This is a genomic window from Pectobacterium sp. CFBP8739, from assembly GCF_013449375.1.
Taxonomy (GTDB): domain Bacteria; phylum Pseudomonadota; class Gammaproteobacteria; order Enterobacterales; family Enterobacteriaceae; genus Pectobacterium.
On record NZ_JACDRR010000015.1, the window covers coordinates 31,414 to 49,744 of the forward strand.

15 protein-coding genes are annotated in these 18,331 nt (G+C 53.1%); 1 reads left to right on the plus strand and 14 read right to left on the minus strand.

The window, feature by feature from the left end; translation table 11 throughout:
- Window positions 1-75: 75 nt before the first annotated feature.
- From hfq to nnr, 6 genes are all read right to left on the minus strand, one after another.
- Window positions 76-375 (minus strand): RNA chaperone Hfq, encoded by a 300-nt coding sequence (gene hfq / locus H0247_RS13295; RefSeq protein WP_015841848.1) that lies wholly within the window; start codon window positions 373-375, stop codon window positions 76-78.
- A gap of 112 nt (window positions 376-487) precedes the next feature.
- The gene (gene miaA, locus H0247_RS13300; protein ID WP_180742964.1) at window positions 488-1,429 is read right to left on the minus strand and encodes a tRNA (adenosine(37)-N6)-dimethylallyltransferase MiaA; all 942 of its coding nucleotides are present in this window, start codon (window positions 1,427-1,429) and stop codon (window positions 488-490) included.
- Complete coding sequence (mutL, locus tag H0247_RS13305) at window positions 1,422-3,431, minus strand: DNA mismatch repair endonuclease MutL (protein ID WP_180742965.1); 2,010 nt, start codon at window positions 3,429-3,431, stop codon at window positions 1,422-1,424. The genes miaA and mutL overlap by 8 nt, the downstream gene beginning before the upstream one ends.
- Before the next feature lie 51 nt (window positions 3,432-3,482).
- On the minus strand, window positions 3,483-5,153 hold the full coding sequence (gene amiB, locus H0247_RS13310; RefSeq protein ID WP_180742966.1) for an N-acetylmuramoyl-L-alanine amidase AmiB: 1,671 nt from the start codon (window positions 5,151-5,153) through the stop codon (window positions 3,483-3,485).
- Complete coding sequence (tsaE, locus tag H0247_RS13315; protein WP_180742967.1) at window positions 5,150-5,632, minus strand: tRNA (adenosine(37)-N6)-threonylcarbamoyltransferase complex ATPase subunit type 1 TsaE; 483 nt, start codon at window positions 5,630-5,632, stop codon at window positions 5,150-5,152. Before tsaE ends, amiB begins: the two co-directional genes overlap by 4 nt.
- A 78-nt stretch (window positions 5,633-5,710) precedes the next feature.
- Window positions 5,711-7,228: a bifunctional ADP-dependent NAD(P)H-hydrate dehydratase/NAD(P)H-hydrate epimerase gene (gene nnr, locus H0247_RS13320; RefSeq protein WP_255433972.1), complete on the minus strand. Its 1,518-nt coding sequence runs from the start codon at window positions 7,226-7,228 to the stop codon at window positions 5,711-5,713.
- A gap of 145 nt (window positions 7,229-7,373) precedes the next feature.
- On the opposite strand from nnr, the gene queG reads away from it, so the two are divergent.
- A complete protein-coding gene (gene queG / locus H0247_RS13325) occupies window positions 7,374-8,513 on the plus strand; it encodes a tRNA epoxyqueuosine(34) reductase QueG (protein ID WP_180742969.1) in 1,140 nt (379 codons plus the stop codon).
- Window positions 8,514-9,039: 526 nt separating this feature from the next.
- On the opposite strand, the gene ahpF is transcribed toward queG, so the two are convergent.
- The 8 genes from ahpF to H0247_RS13365 form a co-directional block, all read right to left on the minus strand.
- Window positions 9,040-10,602 (minus strand): alkyl hydroperoxide reductase subunit F, encoded by a 1,563-nt coding sequence (gene ahpF / locus H0247_RS13330; protein WP_180742970.1) that lies wholly within the window; start codon window positions 10,600-10,602, stop codon window positions 9,040-9,042.
- Between the two features lie 128 nt (window positions 10,603-10,730).
- Window positions 10,731-11,294, minus strand: coding sequence for an alkyl hydroperoxide reductase subunit C (ahpC, locus tag H0247_RS13335; RefSeq protein ID WP_010287114.1), 564 nt, complete (start codon window positions 11,292-11,294; stop codon window positions 10,731-10,733).
- Window positions 11,295-11,388: 94 nt separating this feature from the next.
- Complete coding sequence (locus H0247_RS13340; protein ID WP_180742971.1) at window positions 11,389-13,053, minus strand: DUF4153 domain-containing protein; 1,665 nt, start codon at window positions 13,051-13,053, stop codon at window positions 11,389-11,391.
- 159 nt (window positions 13,054-13,212) lie between these two features.
- A complete protein-coding gene (locus H0247_RS13345; protein ID WP_180742972.1) occupies window positions 13,213-14,484 on the minus strand; it encodes an efflux RND transporter periplasmic adaptor subunit in 1,272 nt (423 codons plus the stop codon).
- Entirely contained in the window at window positions 14,477-15,943 is a 1,467-nt protein-coding gene (locus H0247_RS13350) for a TolC family protein (protein ID WP_180742973.1), read from the minus strand. Before H0247_RS13350 ends, H0247_RS13345 begins: the two co-directional genes overlap by 8 nt.
- Complete coding sequence (locus H0247_RS13355; protein ID WP_180742974.1) at window positions 15,936-17,174, minus strand: ABC transporter permease; 1,239 nt, start codon at window positions 17,172-17,174, stop codon at window positions 15,936-15,938. The genes H0247_RS13350 and H0247_RS13355 overlap by 8 nt, the downstream gene beginning before the upstream one ends.
- Window positions 17,167-17,868, minus strand: a complete 702-nt coding sequence (locus H0247_RS13360) for an ABC transporter ATP-binding protein (RefSeq protein WP_180742975.1) — start codon at window positions 17,866-17,868, stop codon at window positions 17,167-17,169. Before H0247_RS13360 ends, H0247_RS13355 begins: the two co-directional genes overlap by 8 nt.
- 43 nt (window positions 17,869-17,911) lie before the next feature.
- A partial coding sequence (locus tag H0247_RS13365) for a hypothetical protein (RefSeq protein WP_180742976.1) occupies window positions 17,912-18,331 on the minus strand: 420 nt, incomplete at its 5' end.

Here is an 18,331-nt window from a genome sequence, read left to right on the forward strand (position 1 = left end):
AGCAAAAAACACCACAGCGAAGGAACCGAGCGATGCATCCAGCTCTCCCGCGCCGTGGTGAATTGACAATACGCCTTATTCGGCGTCATCAGCTTCCTGCGACTGCTGCGAAGCCGCCGTGTTGTTACCGTGATAATTGCTGCCGCCGCCTGGATTGTTACTATGGTGAGATACAGGGCGAGAAGGAACAACGGTAGAGATGGCATGCTTATAAACCATCTGACTTACCGTGTTTTTCAACAAAATCACGAATTGATCGAAAGATTCGATCTGACCTTGCAGCTTAATACCGTTCACCAAATAAATCGAAACCGGAACACGTTCACGACGCAAAGCGTTCAAGAACGGATCTTGCAAAGATTGCCCCTTAGCCATTCTATATTTTCCTTATTTGTATGTTGTTTGTAACAAAGAACCCTACGGTTCTAAAATAACGGTGTAAAAAACTTGCACGCTGAGACTCACCGATTGTACACAATCACTCAACCTATGCACTAACAACCTCGATTACCTTGTTCAGTGCTTCAGTTGGTTTTTCGCTATCCAGCCAGCAGACATCATCCCAACCGCGTAGCCAGGTCATTTGCCGTTTCGCGAGCTGACGCGTCGCACAAATTCCCCGATAAACCATTTCATCGTAATCAATTTCACCGGATAAATATGACCACATCTGGCGATAACCAACGCAACGAATAGAGGGCATATCCGTATGAAGGTCCTGCCGGGCAAATAATAACCGAGCTTCTCTCTCAAAATCCGCCGCCAACATCTGGTGAAAACGCTGTTCAATTCGCTGATGCAACAATTCACGCGTCGCCGGGGCGATAGCAAACTGATGAACCTGATAGGGCAGCGCGTCGCCAGACGTTTTTGTCAGTTCAGTTAAAGTGTTACCTGAAACGAAAAAAACTTCCAGTGCTCGCGAGAGTCTCTGCGGATCATTTGGATGAATCCGAATTGCTGCTACCGGATCGATCTCACTGAGCTGCCGATGCATCGCTTCCCAGCCGATTTCTTTTGCCTGCTCTTCAATGCGCTGGCGCACGGCAGCATCGGCTGGCGGCAGCGGAGAAAGCCCCTCCAGCAGCGCCTTGAAATACAGCATCGTCCCCCCAACCAGAAGGGGAATGCGCCCGGCAGCGGTAATGTCTGCCATCTCGCGTAGCGCATCACGGCGAAAATCGGCCGCAGAATAGGATTCCGCCGGATCGAGAATGTCGATTAACCGATGCGGTGCCTGTGCAAGCTCTTCCGCACTCGGTTTTGCTGTCCCGATATCCATGCCTTTATAGATGAGGGCGGAATCGACGCTAATCAACTCTACCGGCAAATATTCTCGTAACGCCATTGCCAATGCCGTTTTTCCTGACGCCGTTGGCCCCATGATAAAAATGGCGGGTGGCAACGACGCGTTTTCTACATCACTCATGCTTTAAAGCCTTGATGGCATCATCGATGTCCATCATAGATAAAAGTTCAGACGGCGGCGCTTTCGCCAACTGCGGACAAAGCCGCTCGACATCCGCCAGTAATTGTATGGCCTGAGAATGGCTCCAGCTTTCCTGCTCACTCTGCAATCGCGTTGCCATCCACGATGCTAACTCACCAGGTTCCACCTGCTGCGTCTCAACCGTCTGATAGTTGGCCAGATAGCCTATCAGTTCGGAGATCAAGTTTTGTAAATTTTGTTGGCGCAATGGTAAAGGTACGGCCCGCAGCGTCGCACGCTGTGACTCAACAAGTACATCAATACCAAAACGCGCCAGCAAAGCGTGATGTGAAGACAACACGCTCAGCTCAGATTTACTCAACATCAAACGCTGCGGAATCAGCAACGGCTGCGCCCGCAGCCCCTCTTCCGACGGTGTCAGTTGCACCGCTTTCAAATAGCGCTCAGCAACGGCAAGAGACAGCATCGCCAGCCCCTTATGGTACTCCAGCAGCGCGTAGCACGGCGGATAAACCGTCAATACTCGGCCAAAACCATTCGGTTGGCTTTCCAGCGGCGACTCAACGAGCGCACGTGACTTATTATTACTGACGGTCGTGTCCGGCGCGGTTCGATGTGGAGGGGAATCATGTGATGCTGTCGACGGTACCGCCGCATCTGGCGGCATAATGCGATTCGCCGGTACAGAAACGCGCTCACCAGACGGGATTGGTGCACTTGCCGCGTTATCAGCCGGTTGCAGCAGCGTCTTATACAGATCGCCCTGCTTTTTCTGGTACGGATTTTCCGGTTGATAGCCGGAATAGGCTGTTTCTCTCGCCTGACCGGCATGGCCCGCGCGCGGCGTTTTCCCGCCATACGACGGCGAGCTATCGGTACGCGACGGCTGAGCAAAGTGATTTTCGCCAGCGGCGGGACGATTTTCCTGCTGCCATTGCACGGGTTTCCCAGTCTCCGGCTCCATCATGCCAAGCCCCGGTGCAGATGCTTGTTGCAGAACGGACATCACCGCCTGATAGATAAAGTCATGCACCAGCCGAGCCTGATGGAACCGAACTTCATGCTTGGCAGGATGCACATTCACATCAACCTGATGCGGGTCGATCTCCAGATACAAAACATAAGCGGGCTGTTGCTCGTCGCTAAGCTGATCCTGATAAGCCTGTCGGATGGCGTGATTGATGAGCCGATCGCGCATCATGCGCTGGTTCACGTAGCAATACTGCATATCAGGCAGTTGTTTCGCGCCAACCGGATCGGCCACCCAGCCATGAATGGTGAGATCGCCGTGTTGCCATGACACCGCCAGCGCATGTTGCAAGAAAGTCGCACCGCAAATGCTGCCTAACCGACGTTCATGCTGGCTTTTATCCGCTGCCGCACGGTACTGCCGCATCAACTTACCGTTATGATGCAGCGTAATGGCGACATCAAAACGCGCCAGCGCAATGCGTCGCACCACCTCATCAATATGGGTGAATTCAGTTTTTTCGGTGCGCATAAATTTACGGCGGGCGGGCGTGTTATAAAACAGATCCAGCACTTCCAGCGTAGTGCCGACAGGATGGGCGGCAGGTTTGACCGTCACGGCCATATCACGCCCTTCGGCGTAGGCCTGCCAGGCTTCGGATTGTTCGGCGGTGCGTGAAGTCAGCGTTAAGCGGGAGACAGAACTGATACTCGCCAACGCTTCGCCGCGAAACCCCATGCTGACGATCGCTTCCAGATCGTCGAGCGTCGCAATTTTGCTGGTCGCATGACGAGCCAGCGCGAGCGTTAATTCATCCTTTCCGATGCCCGAGCCATTGTCACGAATACGAATCAGCTTCGCACCACCGCGCTCGATGTCGATATCAATCCGAGTTGCCCCCGCATCCAGACTGTTTTCCACCAGTTCCTTCACGACCGAAGCCGGACGCTCAACCACTTCTCCGGCGGCGATCTGGTTAGCCAACTGCGGTGGCAACACCTGAATCGGCATGGCGTATCCCTCTTACAATCTTCAATCTATCGACATCGTCAGCATAAAGCATCAAGCGGACGGAATAATCAGCGTTTGCCCCAGTTGTACCGTCCCGGAGCGCATATTATTCGCTTGCTGGATATCTTTCATGCTGACACCGTAACGGGCAGCGATCGCACTTAGGCTATCACCCCTTACGACCTTATGCTTCACCGGCGCGGCCTTTTTGGGCGCGGGCGTTGATGCCGTCTGTTTCGTCCCTGTCGCCGGAATATTCAGGCGCTGTCCAACCCAGACGATGTCTTTGTTTAGCTTATTCACATCGCGCATGGCCGCGAGGCTGACGCCATAACGCCGAGCAATGGAAGAAAGTGTTTCACCGCGTGCAACGGTATGACGCGTGCTGCCTGCTGTCGCCTTTGCCGTGCTGACGTTATCACTCGACGTTGCGGTATCATTTGCCGCCGACTGTAGTGGGCGGCTTTCCTGCTTTGGGAGAGATTGCATCGGGTACGTCTGGAAGTACCCCCTCAGCCCCTGATAAATCGCATTGGCGATTTTTTCCTGATAATCGTTACTTCCCAACAGCCGCTCTTCCGAGACATTGGTGATAAATCCGGTTTCCACCAGTAAAGAGGGAATATCCGGCGAGCGCAACACCCCTAAACTGGCGTGCTCAGGGCGTCGTTTATGCAGCCCCCCGACGCGCTGGAGTTCACGCAGTACCTTGGTTGCCACGTCATACCCGACCCGCTGAGAGTGACCAAATTGCAGGTCCAGTACCGCTTGACTCAGGTAAGGATCGGCACTGCTGTTCGCTAACAGATCGCCAGCTCCACCCAGCAGTTCAGATTGCTTCTCATGCTGTTCCAGCCAGTTTGCCATTTCACTGTTCGCACGGCGGTTGGACAGCACCCAAACGGACGCGCCTTTGGCATTGCGGTTCGGCGCCGCATCGGCGTGAATCGACACTAACAGGTTAGCGCCCTGCTTACGCGCCACGTCCGAGCGCCCCATGACAGAAATAAAGTAGTCGCCGTCACGCGTCAGCACACCTTTAAAACCGGGATCGTTATTCAGTAAGACTTGTAACTTACGGGCGATAGCAATAGTGACATTTTTCTCCCGCAGCCCGTTCATGCCAATCGCACCAGGATCTTGTCCGCCGTGACCGGCATCAATCGCGACCACAACGCGTTCATTCCCCTGCCGAGCTTGCATGCGGGCTGATGACGAACTGCTATTGACGGCTACAGTCGGCTTGTTGGTAAACGGATTGCTGGCGGGTTCTACCGGTGTGCTATTCTGCTGTCGTGAAGCCAGAGGCGCTGAGGCTTGCACCGTTTTTGCTTTATCACCCATGATGGTGAAAACCACAACGTAACCCGCTCCTTCTTTTTGCGTCACCGCTCGCGTTTTAGCCGTCTGGGTCAAATCCAGCACCAAACGCAGGCTTTGTGCGTCCTGCGCATTGCTGGTGCGCACACGCTTAATCAGATTTTGCCCGCTGAAGTCCAAAGGCAGCCCCTGAATGACGCCAGTCTGACGAATATCAATCACCACTCTGGCAGGATTACTCAGCGGGAAAAAAGCATAAATAGGCTGACCGCTAAAGCTCAGGCGCACCGTGGCCTGGCCTGAGGCGTTGTCCACCTTAATGTCCGACAGATTAGCGGCCCACGCCGACCCCGCCAGCAACAGCCACACGCCGATGAACAGCGTAACCATACGACTCATCATGATTCTGTTGTTCCTGGCTGGAGAGAAAAACGTTGCAACATCGCGTCTCCCACCGCAGAGACAGCAGACAGTTCAGCCTGTCTGCCCTGATCCTGATAGCGCAAATGCAGTTCGATATCCGCATCGGGCAGCACGCCTGCACCCTGTTGCGGCCATTCAATCAGACAAATGGCATCCTGCGTTAAATAATCACGGATCCCCATAAACTCCAACTCTTCCGGGTCGGCCAGTCGATAGAGATCAAAGTGGTAGACCGCCAGCGGCGATAACGTATAAGGCTCTACCAGCGTATAAGTGGGGCTTTTGACATTGCCCTGATGACCTCGCGCCTGTAGGAACCCACGGCTAAACGTCGTTTTCCCCGCGCCAAGATCGCCATAAAGGTGGATAACACAAGCGCCGTCACAGGCTTGCGCCAGCGCCGTACCTAACGAGATGGTGGCTGCCTCATCCGGCAGAAGTAAGACTATTTTTTTCATTCTATTGTTCTAACAACATCAGTCCTAAAAACATCGATTCTAAAAACATCGATTCTAAAAACATCGGCTCTAAAAACATCAGCTCGGATTAACATACTGGAACAGCACAGGCAGTAAATCGGTTGCCAGCATACCCCGAGTGCCGCGTCGCGCCGCCAACCCATCGGCCGCAGCACCGTGTACGACACACCCGGCACAAGCGGCATCATACAGCGAGAGCTTTTGTGCCAGCAAACCGCCGACAATACCTGACAGCACATCACCCATACCACCTGTCGCCATACCGGGGTTACCCACATCAGCAATGGCAACCTCGTCCCGCTCGCTGACGATGAGCGTTCCCGCGCCTTTTAACACGACAACGCCACCATAGCGTTTTGCCAACCTTGTCGCTGCAAGTAAGCGATCACTTTCAATATCAGAGATGCGACAATTTAGTAAACGCGCCGCCTCACCGGGGTGAGGTGTCAGCACGCGATTCTGCCGCTTATGCGGATTGATTGCCAGCAGGTTAAGCGCATCCGCATCCCATAACATGGGTTTGTTACAATTTTCTGCCAGACGCAGTGCATTTTTACCCCATTCATCCTGTCCTAAACCGGGTCCAATCACGACGACATCCGCCCATTCCAGCCCTTGCCGCAGGGTATCGGTCGTCATTTCCTGCACCATCAGCTCAGGTCGGGCTATCAGAAATGTCGATTGATACTGCTTGTGAGTAAGCACTCGCACCAAGCCTGCACCGCTGTGTAACGCCGCATCAGCAGCCATCAATACCGCGCCACCGAAACCGGCGTTACCACCCACCACCAGCAGTCTGCCGTTATCGCCTTTATGCTGTCCGGCGGGTCGCGGAGACAGCCATTCGGCAAGGTGCGCCGCAGTCAGTCGCCGTATCGGTGCAATTTGGTCATCCAGCCATGGTTGTAAGCCTAGCGAGTGGTAATGTAATGTCCCAACTTGTTCACGTGCACGACCCGTCAGTAACCCCAGTTTCAGCGCGATAAACGTCACCGTCTGTGCCGCACAGATCGCCACGCCAGCACAGGCACCCGTTTCGGCATGTAAGCCAGAGGGAATATCCAGTGAAACGATGGGGGCGGGATAAGTATTCGCCTGCGTCATTAACGCGGCATAAGGTGCGCGCGGTGCGGCGGAAAACCCAGTGCCGAGCAGACCATCAACGATGAGATCGATCCCTTCCGGCCACGGTGTACCAGCATCCTGCGTATTCACATCCTGAACACAGCCGCCCTGCTCAAGCCAGCGTTGGCGAGCAAGGCGAGCCTCATCGGGCAACGGTTTGTCGCTGGTACAGGCAACAACATCCACGTCAATACCCGCCGCCAGTGCCAAACTGGCGACCACATATCCATCGCCGCCGTTATTGCCGTGTCCAGCCAGCACTCGCCAACGTCGAGCCGAGGGATAGCATTCGCGAGCCACCTGAAATGCGGCTTCTCCTGCACGCTGCATGAGTTCCCACAGTGAAAGCCCTGACTCGCGCGCCGCTCTGGCTTCTTCGCGGCGAACCCACTCGGCGTAAAACACCGAATCAGGTAGCGCATCTTCTCGCTTGCGAATGTTCTCCGTCATCATTTACTCTTAGTTTTCATTACAATGACTTAAAATTAGCAAGCAACCTAAACGACCGCCAGCATTCCGCACATCTCAGCAAGCATCGGCTCTGTGGCGCGAATATGGTAACATCTGCACGTCTTGTTTATTTCTGTGGTCCATCATGTCATACCCCTACGATCTCAACGAATTAGCGCAACACATCAAGCAATGGGGACAGGCATTGGGATTCCAGCAGATCGGTATCTGCGATACCGATTTGTCCGTAGAAGAACCTCGGCTTCAGGACTGGCTGGATAAGCAATACCACGGAGAAATGGACTGGATGGCGCGCCACGGCATGCTGCGCGCGCGTCCGCATGAGCTGCTGCCCGGTACACTGCGCGTCATTAGCGTTCGTATGAATTACCTGCCCGCCAAAGCCGCATTCGCCAGTACCTTAAAAAACCCAGAACTTGGCTACGTTAGCCGTTATGCTCTGGGCCGCGATTACCACAAGCTGTTACGTCAGCGGTTGAAAAAACTCGGCGATCAGATTCAGGAATATTGCGGTGAACTGAATTTTCGCCCCTTTGTCGATTCCGCGCCCATCATGGAGCGCCCGTTAGCGGCAAAAGCTGGGCTTGGTTGGGTTGGTAAACACTCACTAATTCTCAACAGAGAAGCAGGTTCCTGGTTCTTTCTCGGCGAGCTGCTGATCGATTTACCCCTACCCGTCGATCGGCCGCAGGAAGAACAATGCGGCCGCTGCGTCGCCTGCATGACCACCTGCCCTACAGGCGCAATTGTCGCACCTTATACCGTCGATGCCCGCCGCTGTATTTCCTATCTGACTATCGAATTAGAAGGCCCGATTCCTGAAGAATTTCGTCCGCTAATGGGTAATCGCATCTACGGCTGCGATGACTGCCAGCTTATTTGCCCGTGGAATCGGTTTTCGCAACTTACCGACGAGGCGGATTTCAGCCCACGTGCCGCGCTGCACACACCCGAGCTACTGGCGCTATTCGGCTGGAATGAAGAGAAATTTCTGCGGATTACGGAAGGGTCGCCGATAAGGCGCATTGGTCATCTCCGCTGGCTACGTAATATTGCCGTCGCGCTGGGAAATGCTCCCTATCAGGATAGTATTGTGTTAGCTCTGCAAGCCCGTCTGGGTGAAAGCGAACTGTTGGATGAACATATCCACTGGGCGGTGCGTCAGCAGTTGGAACGCCGTGCGTCGGTGGAAATTGACGTCCAGTCTACACAGAAAAAACGACTTATTCGTGCAGTAGAGAAAGGATTACCGCGTGATGCGTGAGTCGCGCAAATCGGCGTCATCCGTTTGTCGCACGCGCTGTGAATAAATAAAAAAAACCGTTGCCAATCAACTGTCACAAAAAGTACAAGCGATAGTTATCGCGTTTTATAAGTAAAATTTATGAATAGATATCAATAAGATACGCTACAGTATCTCATCAACAACATAGCGTGATTAATAAATAACCAAGCCACAACCTGTGGATAAGTCTGTTAAGAAGAATATGATTTTTTGTATTAACCGATAAAAAATGATGTGAATTGAGGTAACGCTTGTGCTCGAAATAGGGTGCCATGTTGACAGTAAAAAATGGGCAGCAGCACAAAGCGGCGAGCATTATGAATTTCTTATTGTCCTTTAGCAAGGGCTGAGAGCTACTTTTTACGATCGAAAGAAAAATTTTACGATCAAAAACAAAAACACGGCGACACTTCCTATGAAGCATCGCCGCGCGAAACATTAAGATCGTCGTCAGAGAAACAGAAGGATGGCAAATATATCCACCTTCGTCCTCAACAGGCCGACGTTATGCACGGGTTCTGATCAGGTAGTCAAAGGCGCTCAAGGACGCTTTTGCGCCTTCACCCGTCGCGATAATGATCTGTTTGTACGGCACCGTCGTACAGTCGCCGGCAGCAAAGATCCCTTTCACGCTGGTTTCGCACTTGGCATCGATCTCAATTTCACCGATGCGGTTTCTGGCTACCGTACCCTCCAGCCAGTGAGTGTTAGGCAGCAGACCGATCTGTACGAAGATCCCTTCCAGCGCTAAATCGTGCACCGTATCGGTAAGACGATCTTTGTAGCTCAACCCCGTCACCTTCTGTCCATCGCCTTTCACTTCTGTGGTTTGCGCATTCAGAATGATGTCAACGTTCGGCAGGCTACGCACTTTATCCTGCAATACCGAATCCGCTTTCAGTTCCGGTGCAAACTCAAGCAGCGTAACGTGTTTCACCACACCAGCCAGATCGATAGCGGCTTCCACACCGGAGTTACCGCCACCGATCACCGCAACGTGTTTGCCTTTAAACAGCGGGCCATCGCAGTGCGGACAGTATGTGACACCACGTGTACGATACTGATCTTCGCCGGGTACATTCATGTTTCTCCAGCGTGCGCCGGTCGCGATGATTACGCTGCGCGCTTTCAACGTCGCACCGGATACGGTAATCACCTGATGCGGTTTACCCGGTTCGCCCCCCGGAATTAAGGCTTCTGCGCTCTGCGCGTCGATCACATCGACATCATAGTCATCAACATGGCTCTTCAGCGCGGTCGCCAGCTTGGCACCTTCCGTTTTCGGAACGGAAATGTAGTTTTCAATATCGACGGTATCCAATACCTGACCGCCAAAACGTTCGCCGACCAAACCGGTACGAATGCCTTTACGCGCCGAATAGACCGCCGCTGCTGCGCCCGCCGGGCCGCTACCGATGATTAACACATCATAGATGTCACGCTGGTTCAGCTTCTCAACCTGTTTGGCACCTGCACCGGTATCGATTTTAGTCACGATCTCAGCCAGACTCGTCCGCCCTTGGCTGAAGTGTTCACCGTTTAGGAAAACGGTAGGAACGCCCATGACATTACGGTTTTGAATCTCATCCTGAAATACACCACCGTCAATTGCGGTATGGGTGATATTCGGATTTAACACTGCCATTAAATTCAGTGCCTGCACCACGTCTGGGCAGTTGTGGCAGGAGAGCGAGTAATACGTTTCGAAGTGGAACGCACCATCAAGATTACGGATTTGATCGAGTAATTCTTTCGCTTCTTTCGACGGATGACCGCCCACCTGCAATAACGCCAGAATCAGGGAGGTAAATTCATGTCCCATTGGCGCACCGGCAAAACGCGGGCCGCTTTGGGAATTTGGATTGGTAATCAGGAATGAAGGCTTACGTACTGCCAACTCATTCTTTTCAACAAAACTTACCCGTTCAGACAGCTCAGCGATTTCAGTCAGCAAAGTTCTGACTTCAGCAGATTTCGCGGAGTCATCCAGAGTCGCAATCAACTCAACAGGTTTGGTTAATTTTTCCAGATAGGCTTTCAACTGGACTTTCATCGTATTGTCGAGCATTGGTCGTCCTTAATTAGGCAAGGTGGTACAACGTCAAAATTGTGCGAGGTTCTGGCCCCAAAAAACCGGGCCAGAAAAATCGGGTGCAACGCACCCGACAAAACAGTCATATTTTCCGAGGTGTCAGCTTAGATTTTGCCAACCAGATCGAGAGACGGTGCCAGCGTAGCTTCACCTTCTTTCCACTTGGCCGGGCAGACTTCGCCTGGGTGAGAAGCCACATACTGAGCCGCTTTCACTTTACGCAGCAGGTCAGAGGCATCGCGACCAATACCTTCAGCAGTGATTTCTACCGCCTGGATAATGCCCTGTGGGTCAACGATGAACGTACCGCGATCAGCCAGACCTTCTGCTTCGCGCATGTTTTCAAAGTTACGCGTCAACTGGCCAGTTGGGTCACCGATCATGGTGTATTTGATTTTGCCGATGGTTTCAGAACTGCTGTGCCACGCTTTGTGCGTGAAGTGGGTGTCGGTGGAAACAGAGTAGATTTCCACGCCACGCTGTTGGAATTCGTCGTAATAGTCAGCGACATCACCCAGTTCGGTCGGGCAGACAAATGTAAAGTCAGCCGGATAGAAGAAGAATACGCTCCATTTTCCTTCAATATTCTTCTCAGTCACTTCGATGAATTGACCGTCTTTGAAAGCCATGTTTTTGAATGGTTTAACTTGGGTATTGATTACTGACATCACTTTATCCTCATGTGTTTTCGTATGTGGCTAAAGTACAGAAACGTGATCGTTATCACCAATCCGTTGTCTTTATCGAATCAATAAGCAATACCTAATTTGATTCCATTTCGAGGGTATCTATCTGCATGTCCTTGCCACCAATCCTGAGCGTTTTGAAGCGTGGCGTAACAACCTCAACCTTGCCTGCTTTAATCAGGTCAATCAGCTTTTCCGTCCCCATTGAGCCAAACAGTCTGCCCACAGGTTGCCATTGTCCTTTATCATTACGCGCTAGGATTTGCGCACCGATTCCCCATCCCACCCGAGGGAAAATGAGCACTTCGTTATGACTATCACCTGTCAAATCAATAGCAAAGAGCAGACAAGCCGATTCTCTGCATTGATTACCCAAATTATCCTTCTGCAGCATGCCTTCGACCCCCTCTTCCAACGGGCCGACCCATTCGACCTGAACAGGAAGGACTTGTGTGGGTTTCCCCTTCAACCGATCGAGCAGCGCCTGACGTCCGACTGCGTCCAGTATTCGGTCATGCTGCAATTCTTCAGCCAGCCAATTAAACTGTTGCCTCCCCGCCATTCCTAACTCATCACGCAGTGCCCACAGGTCAAACTTATCGATCGGCGTTTTTCCACTAAGCAGACGCTGAACCTGATTCTTCGCACTAAACGCTTCGGGGCTTAACAGTGGCGTATGCAGTAATACCATGAACACGCAGATGGCCGCGGCAAGCAGCGGATTGCTTGTACGCAAATTCCCCAGCCAAACGCCAGAGCGGCGAATCACAGCCCACACCATCGCCAGACTGTACAACAGCGCAACCGCTACCACGAAGATCGACTGAAAACGGGCAGGCGTCAGGCCATATTGTTCAATGCGCAGCCAGCTGGAATAGCCCGCTAATACCACCAACACTGGCAAGCACAGCGCGCTGGCGCTAACCAACCCGCGTAACAGGGCAGGATAAGCGCGCCCTTCGTTGTCATCCTGAGAAGCGCAGTTAATCAAGAAGAGGTTTACGCCCATCAGGCATAGAAGAATGACGGTAGAACGGCCGGTATTCCATATCGGTTCCAGACCGCTAAAAGGCAGGGTCAAAATAAATACGACCGTAATCAGCGCACTAAACGGAAGCAGGAAGCGGCAAGCCGATAGCAGAATTCCACGCAGCAGTCCGACGACCGCTTCTTTGGTCATGCCGATATATATGCCGATAGAAAACACCACCGGGAAAAGTAGCATATAAAACCGAGAATGGGTGAACACACGGTTAACCTGTGGAAATCCCAACATTTTGAACAACATACCGCACAGTACAAGCAGCAATAGCACGACCAGAACTAATAGCCAGGCTAATAGCACAGTAAAAATATTGACCCAAGCATGTTTACAGAGCGCGTCATAGGATGGCCATCGCCCTTCACGGGGTGTCCAACAGCCAATAAACGTACAGCAGATATAAACGAGGAGGATGCTACACACTATCCAGGAATCAGGCAGTTGATCTACCCCGCTGTCATAGAAAGCCCAGCCACCGATCGCCGTCATCAGCGAGGTCAAGATGAAGACCCATAGCCAGGTCTTTTTCACAAAGAGAGTACGTTCCAACCATTGCAGACTGATGCCGCCAATCGCCGCTGTCATGATCAACTGCGTCTGAAAAATACCGGCTTTCATTTCCAGCGCAGTGACAAATAACAGCCCCTGAAGCAGACCAACAACCAGATAAAACCGTAACGATGGAAAGCTGGCAGGCATAGCAAATCCTTTTGTCGGCGTACCGTCACATATTGGGTGCTGGCGTACAAACGCATTCACTGTTCGAATAGTGTGAAGGTAGCGAGATAAATGATATGTGAAGTCTACAGACAAACGCTTCGGGTATCACGTTGATACCCGCCTATATCCTGAAGTCAATCAGTAAAGGAGTTGTACTTCACCCGCCTCCAATCCGGCGATTTCTATGCCCTGCGCCACGGCTCTCCCTAGCGTCACGTTAATGTTCTTTGGCGGGGCGTCAGCGGTCGGACGGTAAATCACATAGGTACGGCCATTGTCGTCAGTACGCACCGCCTGCGCAGGCACGGCGATACCCCGCTCGTTACGATAGACAATAATAGCCAGCCGCGCGCTCATCCCAAGGCGAATAGTTTGTCTTAAGTCCGCTAACGGCGTATCGAGTGACACCACCACAGCATAGTAAGCGCCGCTGCCGGACATATCCGCAGCATCAGCCTGAATATCAATCGACGCGACCTTGCCTGTCAGCGTTTGTCCGGCAAAGCCATCCCCAGTCACGTTAACCGCCATCCCCTCTTGCAGTTGATGCAGGTCGGTCTCTTCTACCCGCGTCGCTACCTGAAAACGATCCTGAGCAATGACACCAAACAGCGGTGTCCCCTGGCTGACCAGTAAACCAGGTTGGATGACCACGGGCTTGCCGTTGTCAGGCTGCGCAGGTCTCACGACAACACCGCTAAACGGCGCCTTGACGATTTGCCGCTCGACCTGCGCAGCCAGCGCCTGATAGCGTACCTGCGCATTGGTCAGTTCCATCTCTGCAATCTTGCGATCCTCACCGTTCCCACGCGCCAGTACCGTTTTCAGTTCCTCCTGCGCCGCATTCAGATCCTGCTCCTGTGAACGAATTTGCTGCTTTAGCATATCCACTTCCATACGCGCGACGATGCCGCGATCGAAGAGCGCCTGTGTATCCCGAAGATTGGCTTGCGTATTGCTAAACGTTGACCGAGCTGAGTTGACTGCACGACGCGCACGCGACACCTCCGTGCTTTGTTCCCACTGCCTGAGCGTTTGTACCTCGCGCTGCGTCTTGAGCACGTCGGCCTGTGCCTGACGCAATTGAATCTCAATTTGCCCGGGATCCAGTGTCAGCAACGTTTGCCCTTTTTCGATGCGCTGTCCCTCATGCACCAGAACCTCACGGATAATGCCTTCAAAAGGCGCGGCCAGCGTGGTCTGCGTCGCCGCCTGAATTCGTCCAACCAGTCCTAGCTGGTTTTCCAGTAACTGGGGTTGAACGGAAAGCCATTGCCCCTGAAGCGCGCTTTTTTCCTGCTCATTCGTGCGCCCTGCCAGTAGCCAAATCAGCAGCCCAAGCACCAGGATCAGCGACGAGACAATAAGATGGCGCCGACGCAGGCGAGAGGAAAAGTGATGCTTAATCATTGAGTGCGATATCCCAGCTTTGTAATGTGGTGCCCAGCGTTTCATCCAGTTCCGCTTGCGCATTGAGGTAGCTGATCAGCGCATTAAGGCGGGCGTTTTCAGCGTTGCGTAAATCATTCTCAAAACTCAACACCTGAAAGTTGCTGGAACGCCCAACCGTGAGCTTCTCGCGTTCAATCTCCAGCTTACGGCGCGACAAATCCCGTGCGCGTTGGGAAATCTCGAACTGCCGCCAGCGCGTACCGATATCGCGCACCGCATTGGTGACATCACGTTCAAGCTGCTGCCTGACTTCATCCAGTTGAATATGCTGATTACGCACGTTAACCCGTGCTTGCACTTCCGCCTGACGGGTACTCAGATCGCCGATCGGGATCTCCACCTGAACGCCGACATAGTTCTCCCAGGTACGCGAGGTGTTGCTCTGTGCGGCTCGGTCACGCACCTGACTCGCGCCACCAACCAACGAAACATCCCACAGGCGATCGTTACGGGCCACCACTAGACCGAGCGCCGCCTGCTCGTTAGCGATGAGCTGTGCGAGATACGCCGGCCGGGAGGCTTCGGCCTGTTTCAACGCTTGCGCAGCGTTAACCTCCACGCGCTGCGCCTGCATGGATTCTGTCGCCACAACCAACGTATTTAAATCCAGAGCAAGAAGTTGCAGTAGCGCAAGGCGTGAGGTATCCAGTTGGTTTCTGGCTTCTTCATGCGCCAGTTCCTGTGTGGCCACTTCGGCTTCGGTTTGCACAATTTCAAATTCGGCCATACGCCCTGCGGCAATCATCGCACGGTTGACCTCAACCAGTTGGCGCGCACGCGCCAGCGCATCACGCGCGATTTGCAGTTGCTCTTGTGAACGCAACAACTCCCGATAAGCGGCGATAATCTGCGTAATCGTCTGTGAAACGGTGGATTTCAGCGCTAGGCGATTTAACTGCTCAGTGAACTGAGCAATATGAACCGGCGCAGTGGTGACGTCTTTACCTGCGCCACGCAGCAAAGGTTGAATCACTGTAATGTTGGCACCATCGTTACGCGACAACCCGGCATTATCAGCCTGCGTATGACGGTAGGTCCAGCCGAGGCTGAAACGGGTGCCATAAGGTGTGAGCAGGGTTGATGTCGGTGTCAGATTGCCCTGCCGGTAACGATCGCTTTGGTTACGGTTGGAAAGGTAGCTGCCCGTCAGCGACAGCTTGGGGGTAAAACGATCCTCCGCCACCCGAAGATCAAATTTCTGCGCGATACGATCCAGATAGGCGCTACGGATCGCGCGATTGTCGCGCAAGCCAAGATAAATGGCATCGCTCAGCGTGAGATCGATCGTTTGTGCATTCAGCGACGTACTGATTGTCGCCTGCCCCTGCCGCGTCGCCTGAGAAGGATTTAACGCTGTTTCCGCATACCCTTCATAAGCAGAAAACAGCATCAGTAAACACAGGATAGATTTACGCATCGCGTAGCGCCTGTACAGGCTCAAGCCGCGCGGCGCTCATCGCGGGGTTAAGCCCAAAAAACAGGCCAATCACCAATGAACTGCCAATGCCGAGAGGAAGTGACAACCCCGAAAGTGAAAAAGCTGACCAGTCTGAAAAAAAGACAAACAGCCACGCCGCCGCGATGCCACACACAGCCCCGATCAAAGCTCCGCAGGCGGATAACACCACGGCCTCCAGTAAGAACAGCCCCGCAATATCGCGCGGTCGCGCACCTAGCGCCATACGAACACCGATTTCACGACGTCGCTCGGACACATTCATCACCATAACATTCATCACCCCGACCCCGCCTACCAGCAGGGAAATCCCTCCCAGCCCCGCCAACAGCCATGAAAACATCCGCGACTGCTGCGCCATTCCTTCCAGTAACTGCTGTGGAATTTGCACATCGATATCCAGTTTCGGCATCAGGAGTGACAGGTAATCCTTTAACTGTGAGCCCGTTTGCATCAGCGTATCGCTGCTGCTGTTACGTGCAATCACGCTAACAATTTGCGGGGCAGGCATGACACGCCGCATACCGGAGATCGGCATCAGGATAGCGTCATCAACCGAGACGGGAACCAACGGGTTGTGTCCCTGCGGTTGAAGAATGCCTACGACCTCGAACAGATATTCGCCCACCTGCACGCGCTCACCCACAGCGGCGACGCCTCCCTGCGATGCCCATTGTTCCGCAACATTCGCGCCCAGCACGATGTAGGTACTTTGCTCGTCGAAATTACTCAAGTAGCGGCCCTGTGCAAGCGTGAGCCCTAACACGTCCGACAATTCAGCTCGGCTGCCCACGACCATGGCAGTGAGTGAACGCCCACGCAGCCGCGCTTCGGTGGAAGTAATAATTAACGCCGTTGCCGCCTTAATATCAGGTAGATGCTGTCGCAACACCGGGATATCCAAATCTGCCGGAGCCGAGTTGGTAGCATGGCTGCCCACCCGATTCTGCACGGTGGCCACCAGCAGGTCACTGCCCATCCCTCGGAATACCCCCATGGCTTCGGTTTCCGCGTTGTGCCCGATGTTGAGCAACGCGACAACCGATCCGCACCCCACAGCAATCCCAAGCAGAGCCAGAACTGCACGTCGCCCCAGAAGCATAAGGCTGTTCAACGGCTCAAGCAGACGCTGCTGAAACGAAGGGCCATAGTGGACTGGACTCGCTTTCATCCGTGAACGAGGTTCAGACATGGTTTACCTCATGGATGCGACCATCTTGCACATGAATGCATCGAGCCATACGGCAGGCCATGCCTTCGTCATGCGTCACCATCACCAGCGTCGTCCCCTGTTCGCGGTTCAATGCCAGCAATAGCGTGATGATGTCATCAGCCGTTTGGCTGTCGAGGTTGCCGGTCGGTTCATCCGCCAGCAGAAGCGCAGGTTCACCAACCAGCGCGCGCGCAATAGCCACTCGTTGACGTTGACCACCAGACAGGTCGGCAGGCCGATGGTGAGTTCGCTCCGCAAGACCGACGCGCGCCAGCTGTATTTGCGCAGCCAGCCGTGCGGCCTGACGCGAGATGCCACGGTAGGTCAGAGGAAGCGCAACGTTATCCAACGCGTCCAGACGCGGCAGTAAATTAAAACTCTGGAAGACAAAGCCAATGACCTGATTACGCACGATCGCACGTTCATCAGCACTTGCCTGAGACATATCCTGCCCTGCGAGCAGTAAACGGCCCGAGACAGGCTGATCGAGCAAGCCGATGATGTTGAGCAACGTGCTTTTGCCGGAACCCGATGCACCCACGATCGCGCAACTTTGCCCGGCAGGAATAGACAGTGAAATATTGTGCAGCACCGATTGAGAGGAAACACCGGTACGGTAGGTGTGTGAAATACCTTGTAAACAGATCAGATCCGTTATTCGTTCATCAGACATCCTTGCCTCTTTGTTAACCCCCTAGAGCATCATTGTTGCCAAATTATCCTTCGAGGTTCGGCCAGTTTATCCTTCTAAGGAAATATTGTGGTTGCTGGCTCATGTGCACCTGAATTTTTAAATAAATGTCTGAAGATGACGTGCCTTTAGCTCGTTCATCATAATATATCCTTGTTGTATCCGCTAATACCGACTGATCCCACTCAGAAAATTTTTCAGCAGATTCGGGGGTTACCCGTTCCCCCGTATAAGAATTGAATACATCAGGATAATGCTCAATAGAGACTAACTCACCTGAATGACGTGGTGTTGCGTAGGCATCTTTAATATAAGAATCAACTTCATTCTGATCGGTACGGCTACGCAGTTCCTGGTACTTACTAAAAACAGAATCAGGTAATGTAGACTGCTGCTGTGCCTGAGATGAAAGCGACACCTTAGTGCTAAATAACTTCGCCAAATA